General features: G+C 36.9%; 16 protein-coding genes. 6 read left to right on the plus strand and 10 right to left on the minus strand.

From position 1 onward, the window contains the following. Positions 1-122: 122 nt before the first annotated feature. Positions 123-2246: a hypothetical protein gene (locus C1724_RS18140; RefSeq protein WP_180994326.1), complete on the minus strand. Its 2124-nt coding sequence runs from the start codon at positions 2244-2246 to the stop codon at positions 123-125. 289 nt (positions 2247-2535) lie between these two features. Between C1724_RS18140 and C1724_RS18145 the strand changes: the two genes are divergently transcribed. Together C1724_RS18145 and C1724_RS18150 are read left to right on the plus strand one after the other, a co-directional pair. Further along, a complete protein-coding gene (locus C1724_RS18145) occupies positions 2536-3291 on the plus strand; it encodes a threonine/serine exporter family protein (protein ID WP_102348166.1) in 756 nt (251 codons plus the stop codon). 29 nt (positions 3292-3320) lie between these two features. Continuing rightward, positions 3321-3752, plus strand: coding sequence for a threonine/serine exporter family protein (locus tag C1724_RS18150; RefSeq protein ID WP_102348167.1), 432 nt, complete (start codon positions 3321-3323; stop codon positions 3750-3752). Positions 3753-4143: 391 nt separating this feature from the next. Here the strand turns inward: C1724_RS18150 and C1724_RS18160 are convergent, their stop codons facing one another. Next, entirely contained in the window at positions 4144-4323 is a 180-nt protein-coding gene (locus tag C1724_RS18160) for a small acid-soluble spore protein H (RefSeq protein WP_102348169.1), read from the minus strand. 359 nt (positions 4324-4682) lie between these two features. Between C1724_RS18160 and C1724_RS18165 the strand changes: the two genes are divergently transcribed. After that, positions 4683-6056 carry an FAD-binding oxidoreductase gene (locus tag C1724_RS18165; protein ID WP_102348170.1) on the plus strand — a complete coding sequence of 458 codons (1374 nt, stop codon included), beginning with the start codon at positions 4683-4685 and terminating at the stop codon, positions 6054-6056. A gap of 214 nt (positions 6057-6270) precedes the next feature. Here C1724_RS18165 and C1724_RS18170 read toward each other — a convergent pair whose 3' ends face one another. After that, on the minus strand, positions 6271-6729 hold the full coding sequence (locus tag C1724_RS18170; RefSeq protein WP_102348171.1) for a DinB family protein: 459 nt from the start codon (positions 6727-6729) through the stop codon (positions 6271-6273). Positions 6730-6976: 247 nt separating this feature from the next. Between C1724_RS18170 and C1724_RS18175 the strand changes: the two genes are divergently transcribed. Beyond that, entirely contained in the window at positions 6977-8857 is a 1881-nt protein-coding gene (locus C1724_RS18175) for a sulfatase-like hydrolase/transferase (protein WP_258000453.1), read from the plus strand. Positions 8858-8974: 117 nt separating this feature from the next. Here C1724_RS18175 and C1724_RS25730 read toward each other — a convergent pair whose 3' ends face one another. The 6 genes from C1724_RS25730 to C1724_RS18200 all read right to left on the minus strand — a co-directional run bounded on the left by C1724_RS25730 (position 8975) and on the right by C1724_RS18200 (position 14620). Beyond that, positions 8975-9121, minus strand: a complete 147-nt coding sequence (locus tag C1724_RS25730; protein ID WP_180994327.1) for a hypothetical protein — start codon at positions 9119-9121, stop codon at positions 8975-8977. 9 nt (positions 9122-9130) lie between these two features. After that, entirely contained in the window at positions 9131-9496 is a 366-nt protein-coding gene (locus C1724_RS18180; protein WP_102348172.1) for a YckD family protein, read from the minus strand. Between the two features lie 323 nt (positions 9497-9819). Next, the gene (locus C1724_RS18185; RefSeq protein ID WP_102348173.1) at positions 9820-10917 is read right to left on the minus strand and encodes a TRAP transporter substrate-binding protein; all 1098 of its coding nucleotides are present in this window, start codon (positions 10915-10917) and stop codon (positions 9820-9822) included. 294 nt (positions 10918-11211) lie between these two features. Then, complete coding sequence (locus C1724_RS18190) at positions 11212-12477, minus strand: TRAP transporter large permease (RefSeq protein ID WP_102348174.1); 1266 nt, start codon at positions 12475-12477, stop codon at positions 11212-11214. 111 nt (positions 12478-12588) lie between these two features. Continuing rightward, positions 12589-13107 carry a TRAP transporter small permease gene (locus tag C1724_RS18195; protein ID WP_102348175.1) on the minus strand — a complete coding sequence of 173 codons (519 nt, stop codon included), beginning with the start codon at positions 13105-13107 and terminating at the stop codon, positions 12589-12591. A gap of 376 nt (positions 13108-13483) precedes the next feature. Next, complete coding sequence (locus C1724_RS18200) at positions 13484-14620, minus strand: HD-GYP domain-containing protein (RefSeq protein WP_102348176.1); 1137 nt, start codon at positions 14618-14620, stop codon at positions 13484-13486. A 276-nt stretch (positions 14621-14896) separates the two neighbouring features. Between C1724_RS18200 and C1724_RS18205 the strand changes: the two genes are divergently transcribed. Further along, positions 14897-16387: a stalk domain-containing protein gene (locus C1724_RS18205; protein ID WP_102348177.1), complete on the plus strand. Its 1491-nt coding sequence runs from the start codon at positions 14897-14899 to the stop codon at positions 16385-16387. A gap of 111 nt (positions 16388-16498) precedes the next feature. After that, positions 16499-16843, plus strand: coding sequence for a DUF3307 domain-containing protein (locus C1724_RS18210; protein WP_102348178.1), 345 nt, complete (start codon positions 16499-16501; stop codon positions 16841-16843). Positions 16844-16937: 94 nt separating this feature from the next. On the opposite strand, the gene C1724_RS18215 is transcribed toward C1724_RS18210, so the two are convergent. Continuing rightward, on the minus strand, positions 16938-17963 hold the full coding sequence (locus tag C1724_RS18215) for a hypothetical protein (RefSeq protein ID WP_102348179.1): 1026 nt from the start codon (positions 17961-17963) through the stop codon (positions 16938-16940). Positions 17964-18044: the final 81 nt, after the last annotated feature.

The raw sequence follows: 18044 nt of genomic DNA on the forward strand, positions 1-18044 counted from the left end.
TTGCTGACTCATAATTTTAATAGGGACATAGCAGATGATTTTTATTAATCAATTTGTTTTTAAAAAGAACGCCAACTTCTACCATTCAAGCGTGGAAGTTGGCTTTTTATAAATAACACAGATTAGCGGTCTTCTGTATTAAATTTTTCGTATAAAATCGGTTGGTATCCAGTACCTGCATTTTTATATAAAGTATTTTGTAATGATGAAGGGGAAAATGAAAGCATTCCGATGTTGTTATCAGTTTCAATAATTGCCCCATTATCCATAGGTAGGCATGTGACTTCTTCTTTCCATAAAAGTGGCAGGTCAATATTGCCATGGTTATCCTCGATAATATTATAGTTATCACCGCTACAATAACGGGTAATTATCTTATTTTTATTATCAAGTGAATTTAGCTTAATCGCTGCCTTCATTAATGAACCCCATACACCATCGTAGCTTTGGTTATTAAATGGACTACTAGTAAATTGATAGAATGCTAACTTATGGCCATCATGCAGTTCTATAGTAGATTTTACTGAGTTTGCAAAGTGAACATCACCGGATAAAATAATGCAGTAGCGAGGGTCCCACTTTGAAATAGTGTGCAGTAACTCACTAAAACCCTTTCCGTTATATCGCCAACCTTCAAAGTCAAGGGCGGTATGGACGGGAACTCCCATTGCCCTAAACGGATAAATATATTTGTGTAATAACGATTCAATTAGATCAACGCCATATACTGGCGTGGCAGAGACAACGATAATAGGCTCACCGCTATTCCAACCACTAGCGTTTAAACTTTCAGTAACTCGTTTCCAGCCTTTACCGCTAATCAGCAAAGGTGTACGCTTATTTTCTTCGATGATTTTCCCAAGCCGTTCAGGCTGTGGATAGGGGTCAAAGGAGCGTTGTGTTCGCGTATCAATAAAAACAGCTTTCGGGTTAGTGGGGGCAATGAAGTGCCACGAATTAAATCGAAGCAGTAGTTTTAACCATCTTCTGTATGAAGTAGATTTAACATTAAACGATTTTAAATAAGCCGATACTGTGCGTATAAACCTGTTGGTAAAGGTTTTTGGAGCATTTCCCCATGCTTGAAAGGCCCAGTACGCACCAAGTCCATTAGCGATGACATGTCTGCCTAAAGGGGCGCTATGCACTTTCTTTTTCCAATCGGCTGAAAGGTTCCAATCATCTGTTATATCATGATCATCGAAAATCATGTAGGTAGGAACATTGGCCAGAACCCTGCGTACTTTTCCAATTGCTGAAATAAACTTCCGCATATCTCCCATTTGTTCATTGTAACGTAGTTTATGCTGTTCAAATTCTTTTTCACGATCTTTTAAAAAAGGTTCATGGTCAGGAAAAGCGAAATGTAATTTGTTTTTTTCAATTACTTGATCAAAAGAATCCAAGAGATTGTTTTCCTGGGCAATATTCCATAATTCTGGGCTCCATGATAATAAATACAGGGCCGCGTATTCGCTTAAACGTATTAGATGATTATGGGAGTTTGTAGACGTAAATTTACAAAAATGTTTACTAATAAATTGCCGTCCCTGAATTTGGTCAAATGCGGATTTAAATGGTTCTTTTTCAAGATGATGGTCAACTTTGGATAACGGCTCGTCCTTGTTTCCCATCATTTTTTGACCGAAAAATGTAATGAGAGGGAGTGCAGGATCAGGTACATCATCAGCATATATTTGGTCACCCATTAGAAATAATGAGCTAGGTCTATGAAGTAGATTACTATAGCTTTCGCTAAGCATTAAATCTGCAATAGCTAATGAATCTTCACCGCTTTTCCCATGTAATTTGCGACATGAGCCATAGATAATTTTTGTTGTTTCTCCATTATCTATATAAAAAGAAGGATATTTTAACTTACCATATACTAAAGAATGGGGGTTTTCGGGTGAAGTTAAATGTAAACTGTGTAAGTCATATTGTTCGTTGCTCCGTTGAAAAATTAAATTGTAGCCGATTAAAGTTTGAATAGGAAATGAAGAATTGCAAGGAGCAATTTCAATTAAACTTATATTTAAATGGTCTCCAAGTTGAACGGTTTTTGTTTTATTACGACTTTTAATTTTTTTATAGCTGTAGCTGTTGTTGCTACAAGGAGTAATCCTAAACAACTTGGCTCTTGTTCGAAACCGTTTGCTTAATGCAACCCATATAACTATTTTCGTAGGTTCTACACGACGAACAATGGGTCCAGCTAATAGGGTTGGAAACTCAATTGCTTTCATGCTATCACCTAACTTTTGTTGTTTTTATATTTGTATTCGTTTAAAGATAGCTTGTGCACTATCAAATAGGGCAATTACCTAAAAGTGTGTAAAACGGTTCTATATGCACTGTTAGACAGACTGCTATCTAGTAAATAACTACCAAGTGATAGCGATTTTGGATTGATGGAGTAAATGTCTATTTTCTAGACAGTGGTATTTTTTAAAGGGATGTAGTAAACTCTTAATTTAATTAATGACGTATTTAAACTTTTAGTTTAAAGGATTCATACGGTGGAGAGATATTGGGATGGAAAATTCAAATGCAATAGATGTATATAAAGTAATGGAAGTGTGTTTACTTGCGGGTAAAATTATGCTCCGTAGCGGAGCAGAAACATACCGCGTCGAAGATACGATGGAACGGATTGCTTCATCCTTTGGGATTGAGGGAACTCATTGCTATGTAACGCCAACGGGGATTATCTTTGCAGTTGATAAATACGATACAAGGCTCATTCGCATATCTGATCGTTCTACGGATCTTCAAAAGGTGACAATGGTCAATAGCATATCGCGGCGTATTAGTAGTAAAGAAATTACGCTTTCAGAAGCGGGTGTATTATTAAAGGAAGTAGAAGCTACAAATCATGCCTATTCTATTTTCACTCAAGCGGCAGCTGCGGCGATTGTAAGCGGATGTTTTCTAATCATGTTTAAAGGGATTTGGGCGGACTTTATTCCAGCTTTAATTACCGGTGGAGTAGGTTTTATAGCTTTAATTTATTTTAGTAAATTAGCGGAGCTTAAATTTTTTGCAGAGTTTTCAGCATCGCTAATAATTGGTTTACTTGCGGTTATGTTTGTAGCGACTGGTTATGGAGAAGAGCTAGATAAAATCATTATTGGATCTGTAATGCCGTTAGTGCCTGGTTTATTAATTACGAATGCTGTTAGAGACTTGATGGCTGGCCATTTAGTATCTGGACTATCTAAAGGTGCGGAGGCTTTTTTAACGGCATTTGCCATTGGAACTGGGATTGCAGTTGTATTTTTATTATTTTAGTGGAACTAGATAAGAGAAAGGATAATAACATGGTTGCACAGTTGGTTACAAGTTTTATTGCATCGGCCGGATTTGGGGTAATCTTTAATGTTCCAAAAAATGCGCTGTTTCAATGTGGGTTTGTGGGGATGGTCGGGTGGTTTATATATGTATATTTAGAGCAGTATCTTATAGTAGATACGGTGTTGGCAACACTTATTGCAGCATTTTTCATTGCAGTTGTCAGTCAAATATTCTCAAAGTTATATAAAACGCCGATTATCGTTTTTAATGTTTCAGGAATTATTCCGTTAGTACCAGGTGGACTGGCGTATAATGCAATGCGGCATTTTGTTGAAAATGATTACAATTCCGCTTTACAGTTAGCGGCCAAAGCATTTGTTATTTCAGGTGCGATCGCAATTGGGCTTGTCTTTTCAGAAGTGATTAATCAAATGATTAGAAGGAGATCGAGACTGTAGGTGGTTTATTTTTGTATTGCGAGTAGGAGCGGGATACGTGGTCAGGGCTTGGCCTTGGTCATGGACTACTACGCTGATGTTGGCTGGGTCTTGACCATGGACATAGGCTTTATCCGGACATATGATCCGTTATTGCAAGTAAAAATGCAGTTTTCTAAATTTTATCGGACAAATAATCCTTTATTTCATAAAAAATGAGCGCTTTTTGGTGATTTTAACCTCAATAAGGTACACAGTGTCCGGAAAAATCCTAGAATGGGCCTTTTATATGGAAATAAGGTATTAGATGTCCGGAGAATAATAGCAATAAAAAAACAGATGGCAACTTGACTTGTATTGCCATCCGTTTTTGGTCTTGTTGTAGAAGTTATTATATGTAACTGTTTTGATTTTAGTGCTCCTCTAAACCATTAAGTGGCACATAACGTTCATTTTGTGGTTCATTTAATGGAAAGATTCTAGCTGTTTCTGTTTCTTCATCAACATGTTGAATATAGATTGGTGTACCATCGTAAGTAACATTAACCATCTCAGGTGATTCACTAATTTCCTTCGCACGCTGCATATTCATATTATATAACTCCTTTTAAAATAAAATAGTTGCATAAAATCACCTGGAATTATCCAGCTTGCTGCCAGATAAAAACAGGGTATTTCCACTACTTTAATTATAGTTTTTACAAAAATTACATAACTATTCTTTTCGTATATAGTCGTTCATGTTGGTAATAAATATTGCCTTATTAAACTTTTTAGAATATTCTTGATATAATAAAAATGAGTATGATACGATTATGACAGCCTATTGATATAAATGGTTAAAGTTTACGAAAAGTCATAGTTTGAAACTATTAAAACATTTTAGGAGAGTTTTAAAGATTGCTGCAATGCGGCATTTACTTTTTATAGCAGATAGAGGAGTGGGGAAACATGCTAAAAACAGAAAAGCTAGTGGAGGATTTATTAACTATTATTCCCGACACAAAACGAGTAACGACAAATGAAACAATTTTGGAGCATCATAGTAAAGGAATTACATATCATGAACCACATTTACCTGATGTGGTCGTGTTTCCAGAAAACAAAGAAGAGGTACAACAAATTGTTCAGTATGCACATGAAAATGAGGTGCCAATTGTTCCTTTCGGAGTAGGAAGCTGCATGGAAGGACAGGTTATCCCTGTCAATGGCGGTATTTCAATTGATTTCATTCAAATGAATAACATCATTGAAGTACGTCCAGATGATTTTATTGTAAAAGTACAACCTGGCGTAACGAGACAACAATTGAATAAGCACCTGAAAAAGTATGGATTGTTTTTCCCGGTGGATCCGGGTGCTGACGCAACAATCGGCGGAATGGCGGCAACAAATGCGAGTGGAACCAATGCCGTTAAATATGGCATTATGCGAGATAACGTGTTAGGGTTAGAAGTTGTTTTAGCCGATGGAAAGGTCATAAAAACAGGTGGAACATATTTCAAGTCGTCTGCTGGCTATGATCTAACTGGTTTAATGGTTGGTTCAGAGGGGACGCTTGGAGTATTTACGGAAATTACATTGCGCCTTTATGGAATCCCAGAAGTCATTATGGCAGCTAAAGCGAACTTTCCTAGTATTGAGGCAGCTGGTAAAGCAGCTGAATCGATTTTAAAAAGCGGTATTCCTGTTTCGCGGATGGAGCTCGTTGATGAAAAAACAATTGAGGCAGTAAATGAATATAAACAAACGAATTACAAAATTGCACCAACCTTATTTTTTGAGTTCGTTGGCAGCCAAGGTGCGGTTAATGATGATGTGGAACTTGCAAAAGAAGTGACTGCGATGGAAGGCTGCGTGTCGTTTGAGTTTGAAACAGATAGCATCGCTAGAGCTCAGCTTTGGGAGGCGCGGCATGACGCTGCTTTTGCTATCGTCGATCGCAAAAAAGGCAAGCTGCTCATTTCAACGGATGTGTGTGTGCCAATTTCTGAGCTTACAAATGCGATTGTGGATACAAGAAGAGCTGTAGAAAAGTACGGAATTTATGCAGCCATTCTTGGCCATGTTGGGGATGGTAATTACCACGCTGCATGTGCGGTAGATCCAAACGATCCGGATGAAATGAAACGTATGAAACTGATGAATGAAGAAATCATTGAATTTGCATTAGCACATGGCGGAACATGTACAGGGGAGCATGGCATTGGTGTTGGTAAGATCCAGTTTCTGAAACAGCAACACGGGTATGGTGTTGAAGTGATGAAGATGATTAAATCCACATTAGATCCAAAGGGCATTTTAAATCCAGGTAAAATATTTTAAATTAATTATTTAAAAAAAGCTTTGTAAACGCAGATGTTGATTTCCGCTCCAATCAACATCAGTTGTAAATCAACATTAAATTTTAACAGAGCCAAAATAAAAGCAACTTCCATGGGAACCAATTCTCAGTGGAAGTTGCTTATTTATTATACTATGAAGACGCAAATTGTGTATTATTTCAATAATTGATTAATCTAAATAGTCTTGCGAATACTTACCCTCTACTAATGAAAAACGGTAGTTCTTTAACCCCGATTAAACGAGCGTACGTAAATAATTGCCCTTTGTGATGTATCTCATGGTCTTTTCCGCTTTCAAGCATAACCATTCCAGGCATTTTCATACCGGCAAACTCGACGATTTGCTCTAATTGCTCATTTGTAAGAGATTCTAGACCAGCTTTTGTTTGTTCTGTTTCTGATTGAATAGTTGAAAGTAATTCATTTATGCTATCGACAGATTTCTTTTCGGTTGGAGGAGTAAATACGCCCCTTTTAACCGTTTGAACGAACATTTCAGTTGCACTTGTTATATGTAAGACTAGTTCAGAAAATGACATCGCGTCTTCCCAAGGCTTGTAGTTAAGGTGCTCATCTCCCACCGTTTTTACTAATTCAATCAATGCATTGCGGTGAGCCATCCAGCTATTCATAAACCCATTCATTCTTTCCATATTGTAAAGCACTCCTTTTATTGTCCAAATATTACCACATAGGAAATTATATAATAGGCTGTTGTTATTTCAAAATTTTATGATTGTGCGCAGGCAAATATTATGACTAACGACATGCCTAGTTATTGAACATAAACATTAAAAACTGTAAAGTGGAAATAAATAATATGTAAATTTTGTTAAAGGAGTATGAACATACTAGTAAGATAAAGTTCGTTGATAACAATTTAATAAAGGATGATTAATTTTGTTGAAAATACAGCAAGTTGAACGATCAAATTATCATAACTTAAAATTACTGCTATTATTCTTACTTTTTGCTATATTTGTTGGTGTTGTTCTATTTGGGATGGAATCCTATATTCGCAGAAATTTTAGTTATGGCTTTGAATGGATTAGTGCACATACCAATCCGTTTATATTAAATTACATTATTTTATTTTTAGTATTTCTAGTGTTTTTTGCGTTGTTTAATGATTTCTTAATAAGCTTTACTGTTTTTTCTTTTGTGATGCTGACTATTGCTGTTATTGATAAATATAAATTTTTATTTTTAGGCGAATATTTATATCCTTGGGATGTGCTATTGTATCAGCAATTATTTAATTTGTTGCCGCAGCTATTAAATGAAATTACTTTAAAACATTATTTGATTGCAATAGTTACGGTTATCATCGCTGTTTTAGCGATTTGGCTGTTTAAAAAATTCATGCCATTTTTTAATATAAAAATGGGCTGGATTTCAAGAATTGTGTTGTTACTTGTAAGCGTCGGATTAATTATTTCATTTTTCTTTTTCCGTAGCACACCACTTAAAGGTGTTTTTGCTTCTATGGGTATTGAAAATATAAACTGGAATCAAGCGACCAATTATAATATTAATGGTTTTGCCTTAGCATTTGTATTAAATACGGAAAGTACGATTATTTTTGCGCCGCAAGGCTATAGTGAAGAAAATATTTTACAGACGATTGATGAGCTAGAAAAAATCTTGCCAAACGAGCAAGCAGTATCCACTACCGAGCTTGAACAAAAACCTAATATTATTATGATTATGAACGAAGCCTTTTGGGATCCAACTTTATTGCAGGCTGTTAATTTTAGTAAGGATCCAATGCCAACAGTTCGCAGTAATCAAAGTGGCTGGTTATTATCACCGCAATTTGGAGGAGGAACTGCTAACATTGAATTCGAAGCGTTGACAGGGCTAAGTGTATCATTTTTACCAACAGGATCAATTGCGTATCAGCAATTTGTAAGCCGCCCTGTTCCGTCCATGGCAAGCCTTTTACGTGATCAAGGCTACAATCCGGTTGCAATTCATCCGTATTATAGCTGGTTTTGGAGCCGCGAGAAGGTTTATCCACTAATCGGCTTTGATCAGTTTATTAGTCTTGATAACTTTGAAGGTGCGACTTATCGTGGCCCATATATCGCTGATCAGGAAGTAAATAAACGGATTATTTCACAAACAGAGAAGTCGGAGGAGCCTGTATTTATTTATGCTGTTACGATGCAAAATCACGGGCCGTATGAAAAAAATCGCTATAAAGAGGTTGATGTAACGGTTGAAAGTTCTATATTATCACCGGAATCGATTGATTCACTCACATCGTATACACAGGGAGTTGTTGAGGCAGATCGTTCATTAGAAGAGTTGATCAATTATTATAAAAAGTCAGAAGAGCCAACCATACTTGTGTTTTTTGGTGATCATTTGCCGTTTTTAGGTGCAAATTATTTAACCTATTTAGAAGCGGGTTACATTGAGTCAGCAGGTCCATGGTCATTGGAGGAATATCAACGGATGAGAGCTACGCCGTTAGTTTTATGGTCTAACTACATGGTTGAAAAGGTTGAACTTCCTGTTATGAGCGGGTCCTTTTTGCCGCCTTATATCATGGAGTTGGCACAATTAGAAAAGCCGTTGTATTATCAGTTTTTAGAACATTATAGCGGGCAGTTGTCCGGTTTTACTACTTCTATTAAAACAACTCCGAATGGAGAGTTATACAAAGATACACCTGATGATGTTAAGTCCCTGGAAGATATATATTCAAGACTTCAATATGATTTATTATTTGGAAAACAGTATGGAGTACCAAGATTATTTAATAAGGAACAATAGGAATGTGCTTATATTGGAAAAATCTCATGTGGATTCACATGAGATTTTTTTTAGCCATTAGTTGCTAAATATGAAAAGACAGCTTATAAGCAAGCTGTCTTATACAATGCATATAGTTTAGTCTGTTTTTTGATTAGGTTTCGATACTTCATTTCCAGTTGTATATTCGTAGCTTGCCTCAAAACCAGATTCTCTAGCCTTGGGGCTTGGAACAGTTCTATATTGGTCTACATTTTTTTGGCCAACTCGTTGTTTTTCCTTCATTCGTTATACCTACTCATTGTCTTCTTGATTTTTATTTTCGCCGTCTTTATCTTTGCCATCGCAATGCTTATGGCCATGATGCATTGGGATAAAACCGTTTTCTTTCATTTTCTCAAATCTTTTTGCTAGTTTTACTTTAATTTTTTCGCCTTTTTCCTTCGTGATGATTCCAAACTCGACATGCTTGTCAATCATCTCTGATTTCTTCTGAAGGAGCTCTGAATGCAGCTTTTCTAACTCTTTCTTCTGCTTGTCTGTGAGTTCAACAGCCGGTTGTTGAGTTGCTCCATCGTTGTCATGATGATTTGCAAATACAGGTAATGCTAGTGCCATTGAAAAAATCAAAGCACTGAGTAAAATCGTAAGTTTTTTCATCTTTATTCCTCCAATTCGCTTTTTACAAATGTTAATATGTACCTATTTCCAGGAATTATCCAAAAAATATTTTTTAATCTGAGTATATTTGGAGATGTTGGGAGCAGAATAAAGCGTTTTTTAGATATATCAGCCACTTTTGGACGGATATCTGCAACTTTTAAAATATATCAGCCGCATTGGTGTGCATATCAGCCACTTTTTAGATATATCTGCAACTAGTAAACATTCTCATATAAATCTCGAGACAAGAGTGCTATAAATTGAAAAGAATATAAAAAGTCCCGCTAACTTTTGATTTAGCGGGACGTTGTAAGGTCAACTTAATTTGCAGCAGCTGCCTCAATTTCTGATTTTAACTTTTCTAAAATTGCACCACTTACAGTTGATACTTCATTCACATAGTATTCATGAACAGGTAGTGCTAATTCTTTAAAAGCCTGGCGTTGCTCTTCTGTTAACTCAATTACTTCAGTTGGATATTCTGTGTTAGTTTTAATTTTTTCTAGGAATTCAGTATTCTGCTGCTTTTGTAAGTCAAAAATCCATGGTTGTAATTCTTCAACTGTTTCGTCGATCAACGCACGAATATCTGCAGGTAAATCGTTATAGAAAGTAGGATTAACAGTTGTCATCGCTACATAGTTATTGTGATTTGAAATCGTCATATGGCTTTGAACTTCATGGAATGATGCATCTTCTATAAAGAAGATTGGATTTTCTTGGCCTTCCACAGTGCCTTGCTCAAGGCCTGTATAAAGTTCGCCCCAGCTCATTGGTGTTGGATTTGCACCGTATGCTTTGTAAGACTCAAGCATTAATGGTGACGTTTGTGTTCTCATTTTAAAACCCTTAAAATCATCTGGTGAATTTAACTCTTTATTACCAGTCCATTGTGTTGCGCCTTCTGTCCAATAAGCAAGCGGCTTAATGTTGTGCTCTTCATACTTTGCTGCAAGGTCCACGTTTAAAGCTTCGCTTGAGTTTAAAATTTCCTGTGTTTTCGCGACATCATCTGGGAATAGGAAATGCAGTGCGAAAAGCTGTCCTTCAGGAACCATTGTACCTGTAAAGCCTGGCGATACAATTGCGAACTCAACAGCGCCATTTTGAAGCTGTTCAACTTGGTTTACTTCACTGCCAAGTCCACCGAATTCATAAACATCAATCTTGATATTTCCATTTGACTTTTCTTCCATACGTTTTGCAAATTCTTCAGCATATTCATATTGAACTTGACCATCTAATTCTTCAGTAACAAATCTCCAATGATAGGATTTTTCTTCTGTTGATCCTTCGTCTCCGCTGTTTCCTTCCGGAGCTTCCTCGTTTGCTGTTTCGCTCCCGCCACAAGCGGCTAGTACAAGACCTAATGCAAACAGTAAGCTTAGTAATAACAGTGACTTTCTTTTGAAAAACATCAAATACCCCCTGAATTTTATTTAGGCTATTTAAAGCCCTTTCTATCTCGGTTTAACAGGCAGTAATACCCACACTTTAAGATATTGAGAAATTACTAATATTGCTGAGTGAGGGGAACAGCCTATAATACCTAGATTGGTTCAACTAACCACCACTGGTGGAAGTTTCACTTTTATAGAAATCACTCTTAGTGTAACTTATATCTAGAGGGGATAAGAGGTGGATATACTAGTTAGTAACTTTCCAACTTGAGAGAAAGTATCCACTATCACCCTACAGATGTAAGTTTCACATTATAAAAGGAAGAGTGAGATTTCTTCAAAAAATACGAGTAATACCGCAATGCCAATAAGCATCGCTATATAGGGAGGAGTCCCCCTGATAACATCTAAATACGATTTATTAAAGACAGCACTTGCTGTAAAAATATCAACTCCAAATGGTGGTGTCGCGGAACCTAGTGCAGCCTGAAATGTGATGATCACGCCTAAGTGGACAGGGTCGATGCCAGCTTCCATCGCTGCTCTGTAAAAGATAGGAGTTAAAATTAAAATAACAACAATTGGATCAACAAACATACAGCCAATAAAAAAGAAGATTGAGACAATGGCTAATATGTATAATGCACTTGGGTCAGTTCCTAGCACAGTTTCTGTTACCATTTGTGGGATTCTTGCGTACGAAATCGCCCATGTAAACGCCTGGCCACCAGCAACTAAAATGAATACCGCTGACGTTACTAAACCAGTTGAAAGTGCGATTTTTGGCATATCACTAAATTTGATAGATTTATAGATGATTACTTCTAAAATAAAAGCATATAAAACTGAAATGCCAGCTGCTTCTGTGGGACTAAATAGTCCTGTGTAGATTCCTCCAATAATTATGACCGGGAATCCAAGCGGCAATAATGCCTTTTTCGTAAGCTTAAAGCGATTGACCCATGAAAGTTTCTCAGCAAGCGGAATATTTTTAGACTTTGCATAAAAATAGCTATAAACTGAAAAGCAGAAAAATACGAGCAAGCCTGGGCCGATTCCCGCGATAAATAGATCACCGACAGAGGTACCGGTAACAAGTGCATACATGATCATGCCAATACTTGGCGGAACTAATAATGCAACATCACTTGCATTAATAATTAAAGCCATTGCACTTGAATCCTTGTAGCCGATTTTTAATAAGCGCTCCCGCATAGGTTTCCCGATGGCAACAACCGTTGCTTGCGTTGAGCCTGAAATGGACCCAAACAATGTACAAGCAGCTGCAGTTGTAATTGCGTATCCACCGCGTAAATGTCCGACAAATGCTCCGACAAAGTCAAGTAATCGCTTAGAAGTTTTACCGGTAGACATGATGTCTGCTGCAAAAATAAACAATGGTACAGCGAGCAGGACATAAGCGGAAATTCCTTCCATCATTTGCTGTATCAATAGCATAGGGTTCAAATTTCCAAAGTAAATCATCACAACTGCTAACGGTGCAGCAATTAGCGGAATCATCATCGGAAAGCCGAGCAGCAGGAACACAACCATTATGACTAATAAAGTAGTTACCATGTTATATTCCTTCCTGTTAGTATTTTATTTTTATTGTGGAGCAGGAAATTGTTTAATGGCGTTTATGAGGATCTACAATTCAAGTAGTCCTGTACGAGTCGTACATTCCTATTAAGCAGAATAATCCTTTTGTTCTGTAGCAAGATAAACGTCTTTTTCTTTAACGTTAATCCAAGCATTTCTTATAAATTGTAGCCCGCCTAATAATAAGCCAATTGGGACAAAGGATATCATTAAGTACTCAGGTACTTGTAAGGCAGAAGTGACACGACCGGACTCATAGACAGAGACCAAATATACGTAAGCAAAGTAGGTGAGAATAAACAGAATAATTGCCGTAACGAATGGAATAAAAACTGCTAAAGCTTTGCGGAGTTTATAAGGAGCCATGTCAAAAAATGCAGACATATTAATATGGCGGCCTTTTCTGGCTGCATAGCCAATACCCATAAAGGTGGCTAGTATTACAGAAAATTTGCTAATCTCAGCTGAAAACGCCCAACTTGATCCAAAGATAACGCGGTTTAAAACATTTCCTACTACCATAATGGCGATGATAATGATGGCATAAGACAAAATCGCCTCTTCAATTTTCATCATCCACCGATCTAATGTTTGTAAAAAGCTCAATTAGGACATCCTCTCCTTTTTGAATGGTAAATACTAGAATAAAAGAGTGATATTTTCCATCATATCTTAAATACGAACTACTTCACAAACCGCCTATTTCCCGATAATTATCTATATATCTGTATAATTTGGGCTTAGACACGCTTAACGGTAAAATATTTACAAATACTCCCATGTCCTTCTATATGGTCTATATTCCTAAATATTCAGCAAATACTGACAAGCATCGAACAACAATCCGATAAGTGCCTGTCACTTGTCGAATGGAATATCCAATTCGAGACAAGAAAAAAAGAATCCACCAAATGGTGAATCCTTCATAGTTCATTAATATTTTCGACAAGTGCCAGGCACCTAAAAGAGCGGGTTCGGTGCTTTAATCTTGATAGGTGTCTCTTATTTTTAATATTTCGTTTAGGTTTTCAAAAAATACGTCGATTAGTTTTGGATCAAAGTGTTCTCCGCGTTCTTCTTTGAATAAATTTAAAATCCGGTCAAGCTCCCACGCTTTTTTATAGCAGCGATCGCTTGCGAGGGCGTCGAATACATCTGCAACTGCAGTTATTCGCCCGTATATATGAATTTCTTCACCTTTTTTTCGGTTCGGATAGCCAGATCCATTCCATTTTTCATGATGGTCATTTGCAATGGTGGCTGCGGCCTTTAGAATTGGACGCTTTGAATTTTTTAGTAAATTATAGCCGATACTTGCATGTGATTTCATAATGTCAAATTCTTCATCAGTTAGCCGCCCTGGTTTTTTTAAAATATCATCGGGGATTGCAACCTTCCCAATATCATGCATAGGAGAGGCCATGCGAATGAGCTCAACTTCTTCTTTTGACATGCCCAGACCGTCCGCTAAAATCCGTGAATACTCCGCCACACGTTTAACATGGTTACCAGTTTCCTTTGAGCGGCTTTCACCAATTTCACCCATCGTATAAATAATTTCCTTCTGAGTTTCTTCAATTTCAAGCTGAAGGATAGCAGATTCTAAGGATTTTCCCGTGTAAGATGCAGCCAGCTCTAAATGCTTTAAATCTTTTTCTGAAAAAACTTCAGTTGCGGTCATTTTATTAACAGCTTGGTAGCATCCAATAATTTCTTCCTCTTGATTGCGAATCGGGATAACTAGAATTGCTTTTGTGCGATAGCCTGTTTGTTTATCGACACTTTGATTAAATCGATCGTCTTCATACGCATCATCGATAATAACTGATTCGCTCTTTAAAACAGAATGACCAGCCAGTCCTGTGCTAGCCGGAATTTCTATTCGATCTACTCCATGAGCGACCTTCGTCCATAATGTTTGCTTATCTTTATCATAAAGCCAAACCGTACAGCGATCAGCGACAATTAGTTCGCGTCCCATATCAGCCATTAACATTAACAAACGATCTAATTGCTTTTCACTAGATATTTTCGCTGCATATCTAAAAATAACTTCGAGCATTTCCTCAGGCTCTAATTCCTTTTTCTTTCTAGGTACAATGTCCATCATTTCATGCATGGTAATCACCTCGGATTTTATAAAACCACTTTAGGACTATTTTATTATAAATCAACATGAATTGATAACCTTAAAGGCTAATATTTTTATATTATTTAAAAAAATTTAAGGTGAATTATATCAATTAATTAGGAGTTTTTGATATTATTAAAGTTATTCAGTATAGTTTTTGTACTTTTAATAAAGCTTAGTTCTTTAAGTATAAGAAATACGATGTAATTTGCCGTTATAGGGAAATTAAGTGTTTTTCAATAGGAAAAATGAAGGAGGATAACTATGGGAAATATCACTTGGAAAAAGGCGATTGTGACTGGAGTTTTAAGCCTATCAATTTGCTTTCAGTCATCAATGGTAGATGCTGCCTTTAAACCAGCGAACGTGAAAACAATTGCGGGCTCAGGTGAGTTAGGCTATCAAGATGGCTCAGCGTCTTTAGCGAAATTTAACTCTCCAACCGTTGCAGTAGAAGGTAGTAATGGTACATATTATATAGTGGATACTCATAATCATAGAATAAGAGTTGTTAACGCAAATAATCAAGTTAGCACATTTGCAGGTGTGACGACGGAAAATGATGAATATGGATTTGCTGTTGGCGGATTTAAAGATGGAGCCGCAAGCACAGCAATGTTTAACCTTCCAAAAGGTCTAGCGCGTTCTAATGAAGGTATATTATATGTTGCAGATTCGGGAAATAATGCTATCCGAGCGATTGACACAAATGGTACGGTAAGCACCGTTATGAAGGATTTACAGGGCCCTTCAGATGTTGTTATTTCTCAGACCGGAGAATTAATTGTAAGTGATACATTAAATCATCGAATTGTAAAAATAACTGAACAAGGTGGCGTTTCAGTTATTGCTGGTGGCGGGTATAGCAAGGATGGAGATTGGCTTGTAGGCGGTTATGCAGATGGTAATGGCCAAGCCGCTAAATTTAATGAGCCAACAGGCTTAGCTGTTTCTAAGTCTGGTGAAATTTACGTTGCCGATACAGGAAACCAACGTATTCGCAAAATCAGTGCAGATGGAACTGTAACAACTGTTGCTGGTTCTGGTTCTGAAAAAATTGGTGATTTTGGCTATATTGCTGGTGGATTTGCGGATGGAGATGCAAAACAAGCTCAATTTAATTTTCCAACAGGCTTGGCATTTGATACAAATGGAAATCTGTATGTAGCAGATTCGTTAAATCATGTTGTTAGAGTCATAACATCAGCTGGAGAAGTTCAAACAGTTGCAGGGATTGCAGGGGAAAGCGGTAATAAAGTTGGCCCAGAATCAAAGGCGCAATTTCATAGACCGTCTGATGTAACGGTATTAACAAATGGGGAATTATTAATTGCTGATGAAATGAATAATAAAGTAAGAATGATAGACTGGTTCGAGCTTCCTGCTAGTTTTGTAAAAGGAAACAAAAACATTGAGGTAGTCTTTAATAATAATCCTGTTGTTTTTAGTGATGCAAAACCTAAAATAATTAATAATCGTACAATGATTCCATTAAGAGCTGTCACCGAAACATTTGGATACAAAGTAGACTGGAACGAAGTAACGAAGGGCATTACCATCCAAAATGGTGAGCAAATTATTGAATTGACAGTAGGGGAGACAACTGTAAAAGGTACGAATACTTTTGCAATGGATGTCGCTCCAGAAGTTGAAAAGTCTACAAATAGAACCTATGTACCAATTCGTTTTATTGCAGAAGCATTTAACTATCAAGTTGATTGGTTGGGCGTTGAACAAGTAGTATTAATTAGATAGTTTATTTCGGGGGAATGTCTGTCTGGATTTCTAAGTTAAATTGGACTATGACATAGTAAGAAAGCTTAACGGATATGTTTTACTATTCTTTTAAAATGAAAGGGTAATATGATGAGTCCATTTGATATTCTTCTTATTGGTCATTTAATCGGTGACTATTTATTTCAAACAAGCTGGATGGCAGCAAACAAGGCAAAAAAATGGAGTGCACTGCTAACTCATTCATTCGTATATACATTGGCAGTTGCTGTTGTTGCATGGATTGGTTTTGGAGGGCTTTCAGTTTGGGGCATCCTGCTCGTATTCGGATTGCATGTGTTCTTTGATCGTCGCACGTTTGTCGCATGGTGGGTACGGACAATCATGACTTCAACAGGAAAAGAATCGGGCTGGTTGTCGATCATCGTTGATCAAACGTTTCATCTCATTACGTTGTGGTTGGCGTTGATGGTATAGTAAAAAAGGAGAGAAATCACTTGTGATGATTTTTCTCCTTTTTTTACTGCAAAATTTTAATAAAACGCATAATTTAAAAACTTGAATTTATTGTTTACCGTAAGAGAGGGAAAGTAGGCAAAACCTCATTGCCGTCAATAGCAATTACATATCTAAAGTCTTTTCCAGCCCCTTCTTCAATTTGAATTGTGTGGCTTAATCCTGCTACTGCAGTATCATCCTTTCCAGATACCTTGATGGTAACTACTGGTCGGTCAGTATATTGTGTGGTATCAAATGGTTCAATTTCATAGCTATATCCGTTCTTATATATATTAATCGATTCAAGTACGCTTAAATCAAGGCTTACGCGATTTTCACCTACTAGACGATCCACGCTTACAAGCTCAAACTCAAAATCGCCATGGCTTACTGGTCCGCCCGTTTGTGTCAGATGAATCATATTCGGATAATTTAAATCGGTACCTGTGTTACCTTGAGTATCTAAAGTAAACGTAGCGTAACTAGGGCCACCTGGTATTACCGAAAATAATTCAATTGGATCTTGAACTGCAATGACCTCAAAGTCAGAATATGTTCCTGCAGTATTAAAGACTATTTCTGATGTAATATCTAAATAGGTACTGTAATTAATAAATAAATCCTCGGCCAATACATAATATGTAAAGGCGCCGGTTGGGTCAACTAAAGAGGGTACTGACCCAAGCTCACTTTGTTCAAAACTGAAAAAGCTACTAGATGGATATACACCCTCAATTGGATTAGGGTTAGAAGCATTATTAGGAACTTTCAAAAGGATTGCAACTTTTTCAGTGGGTATAATTCCATCAAGAATATTGTTGCCAGGTGTTACATGTACTGAAAAATAATAGGGTTTACCGCTAATTGCTTCAAACGTTTGGTCGGAATTCGTTAGACTTTCATCAATCATCCAATTTAAAGTGACCGTTTCAGATGCAATGGGTTCGGATACATTAAAGGTTGCCTTTAATGTATTAGACATCATTTTTAAATTTACAAGGTCCTCAATACCAATTGCGCTAACAGGACTTGTAACTAGTGGTGAAACTGTAAAAGTTAATGCTGTTGCAATTGAAACGCCTTTCAAGAACTTTTTCATTCTGTTCCTCCTCAAATTTTTTATAACTTGTATTTGTTTATTAATGTTCAGCTTTAGCGCCTTGACCATTTGTGATATCAA

The organism is Bacillus sp. Marseille-P3661, assembly GCF_900240995.1.
In the GTDB taxonomy this organism is placed as follows: Bacteria; Bacillota; Bacilli; order Bacillales; family Bacillaceae_J; genus OESV01.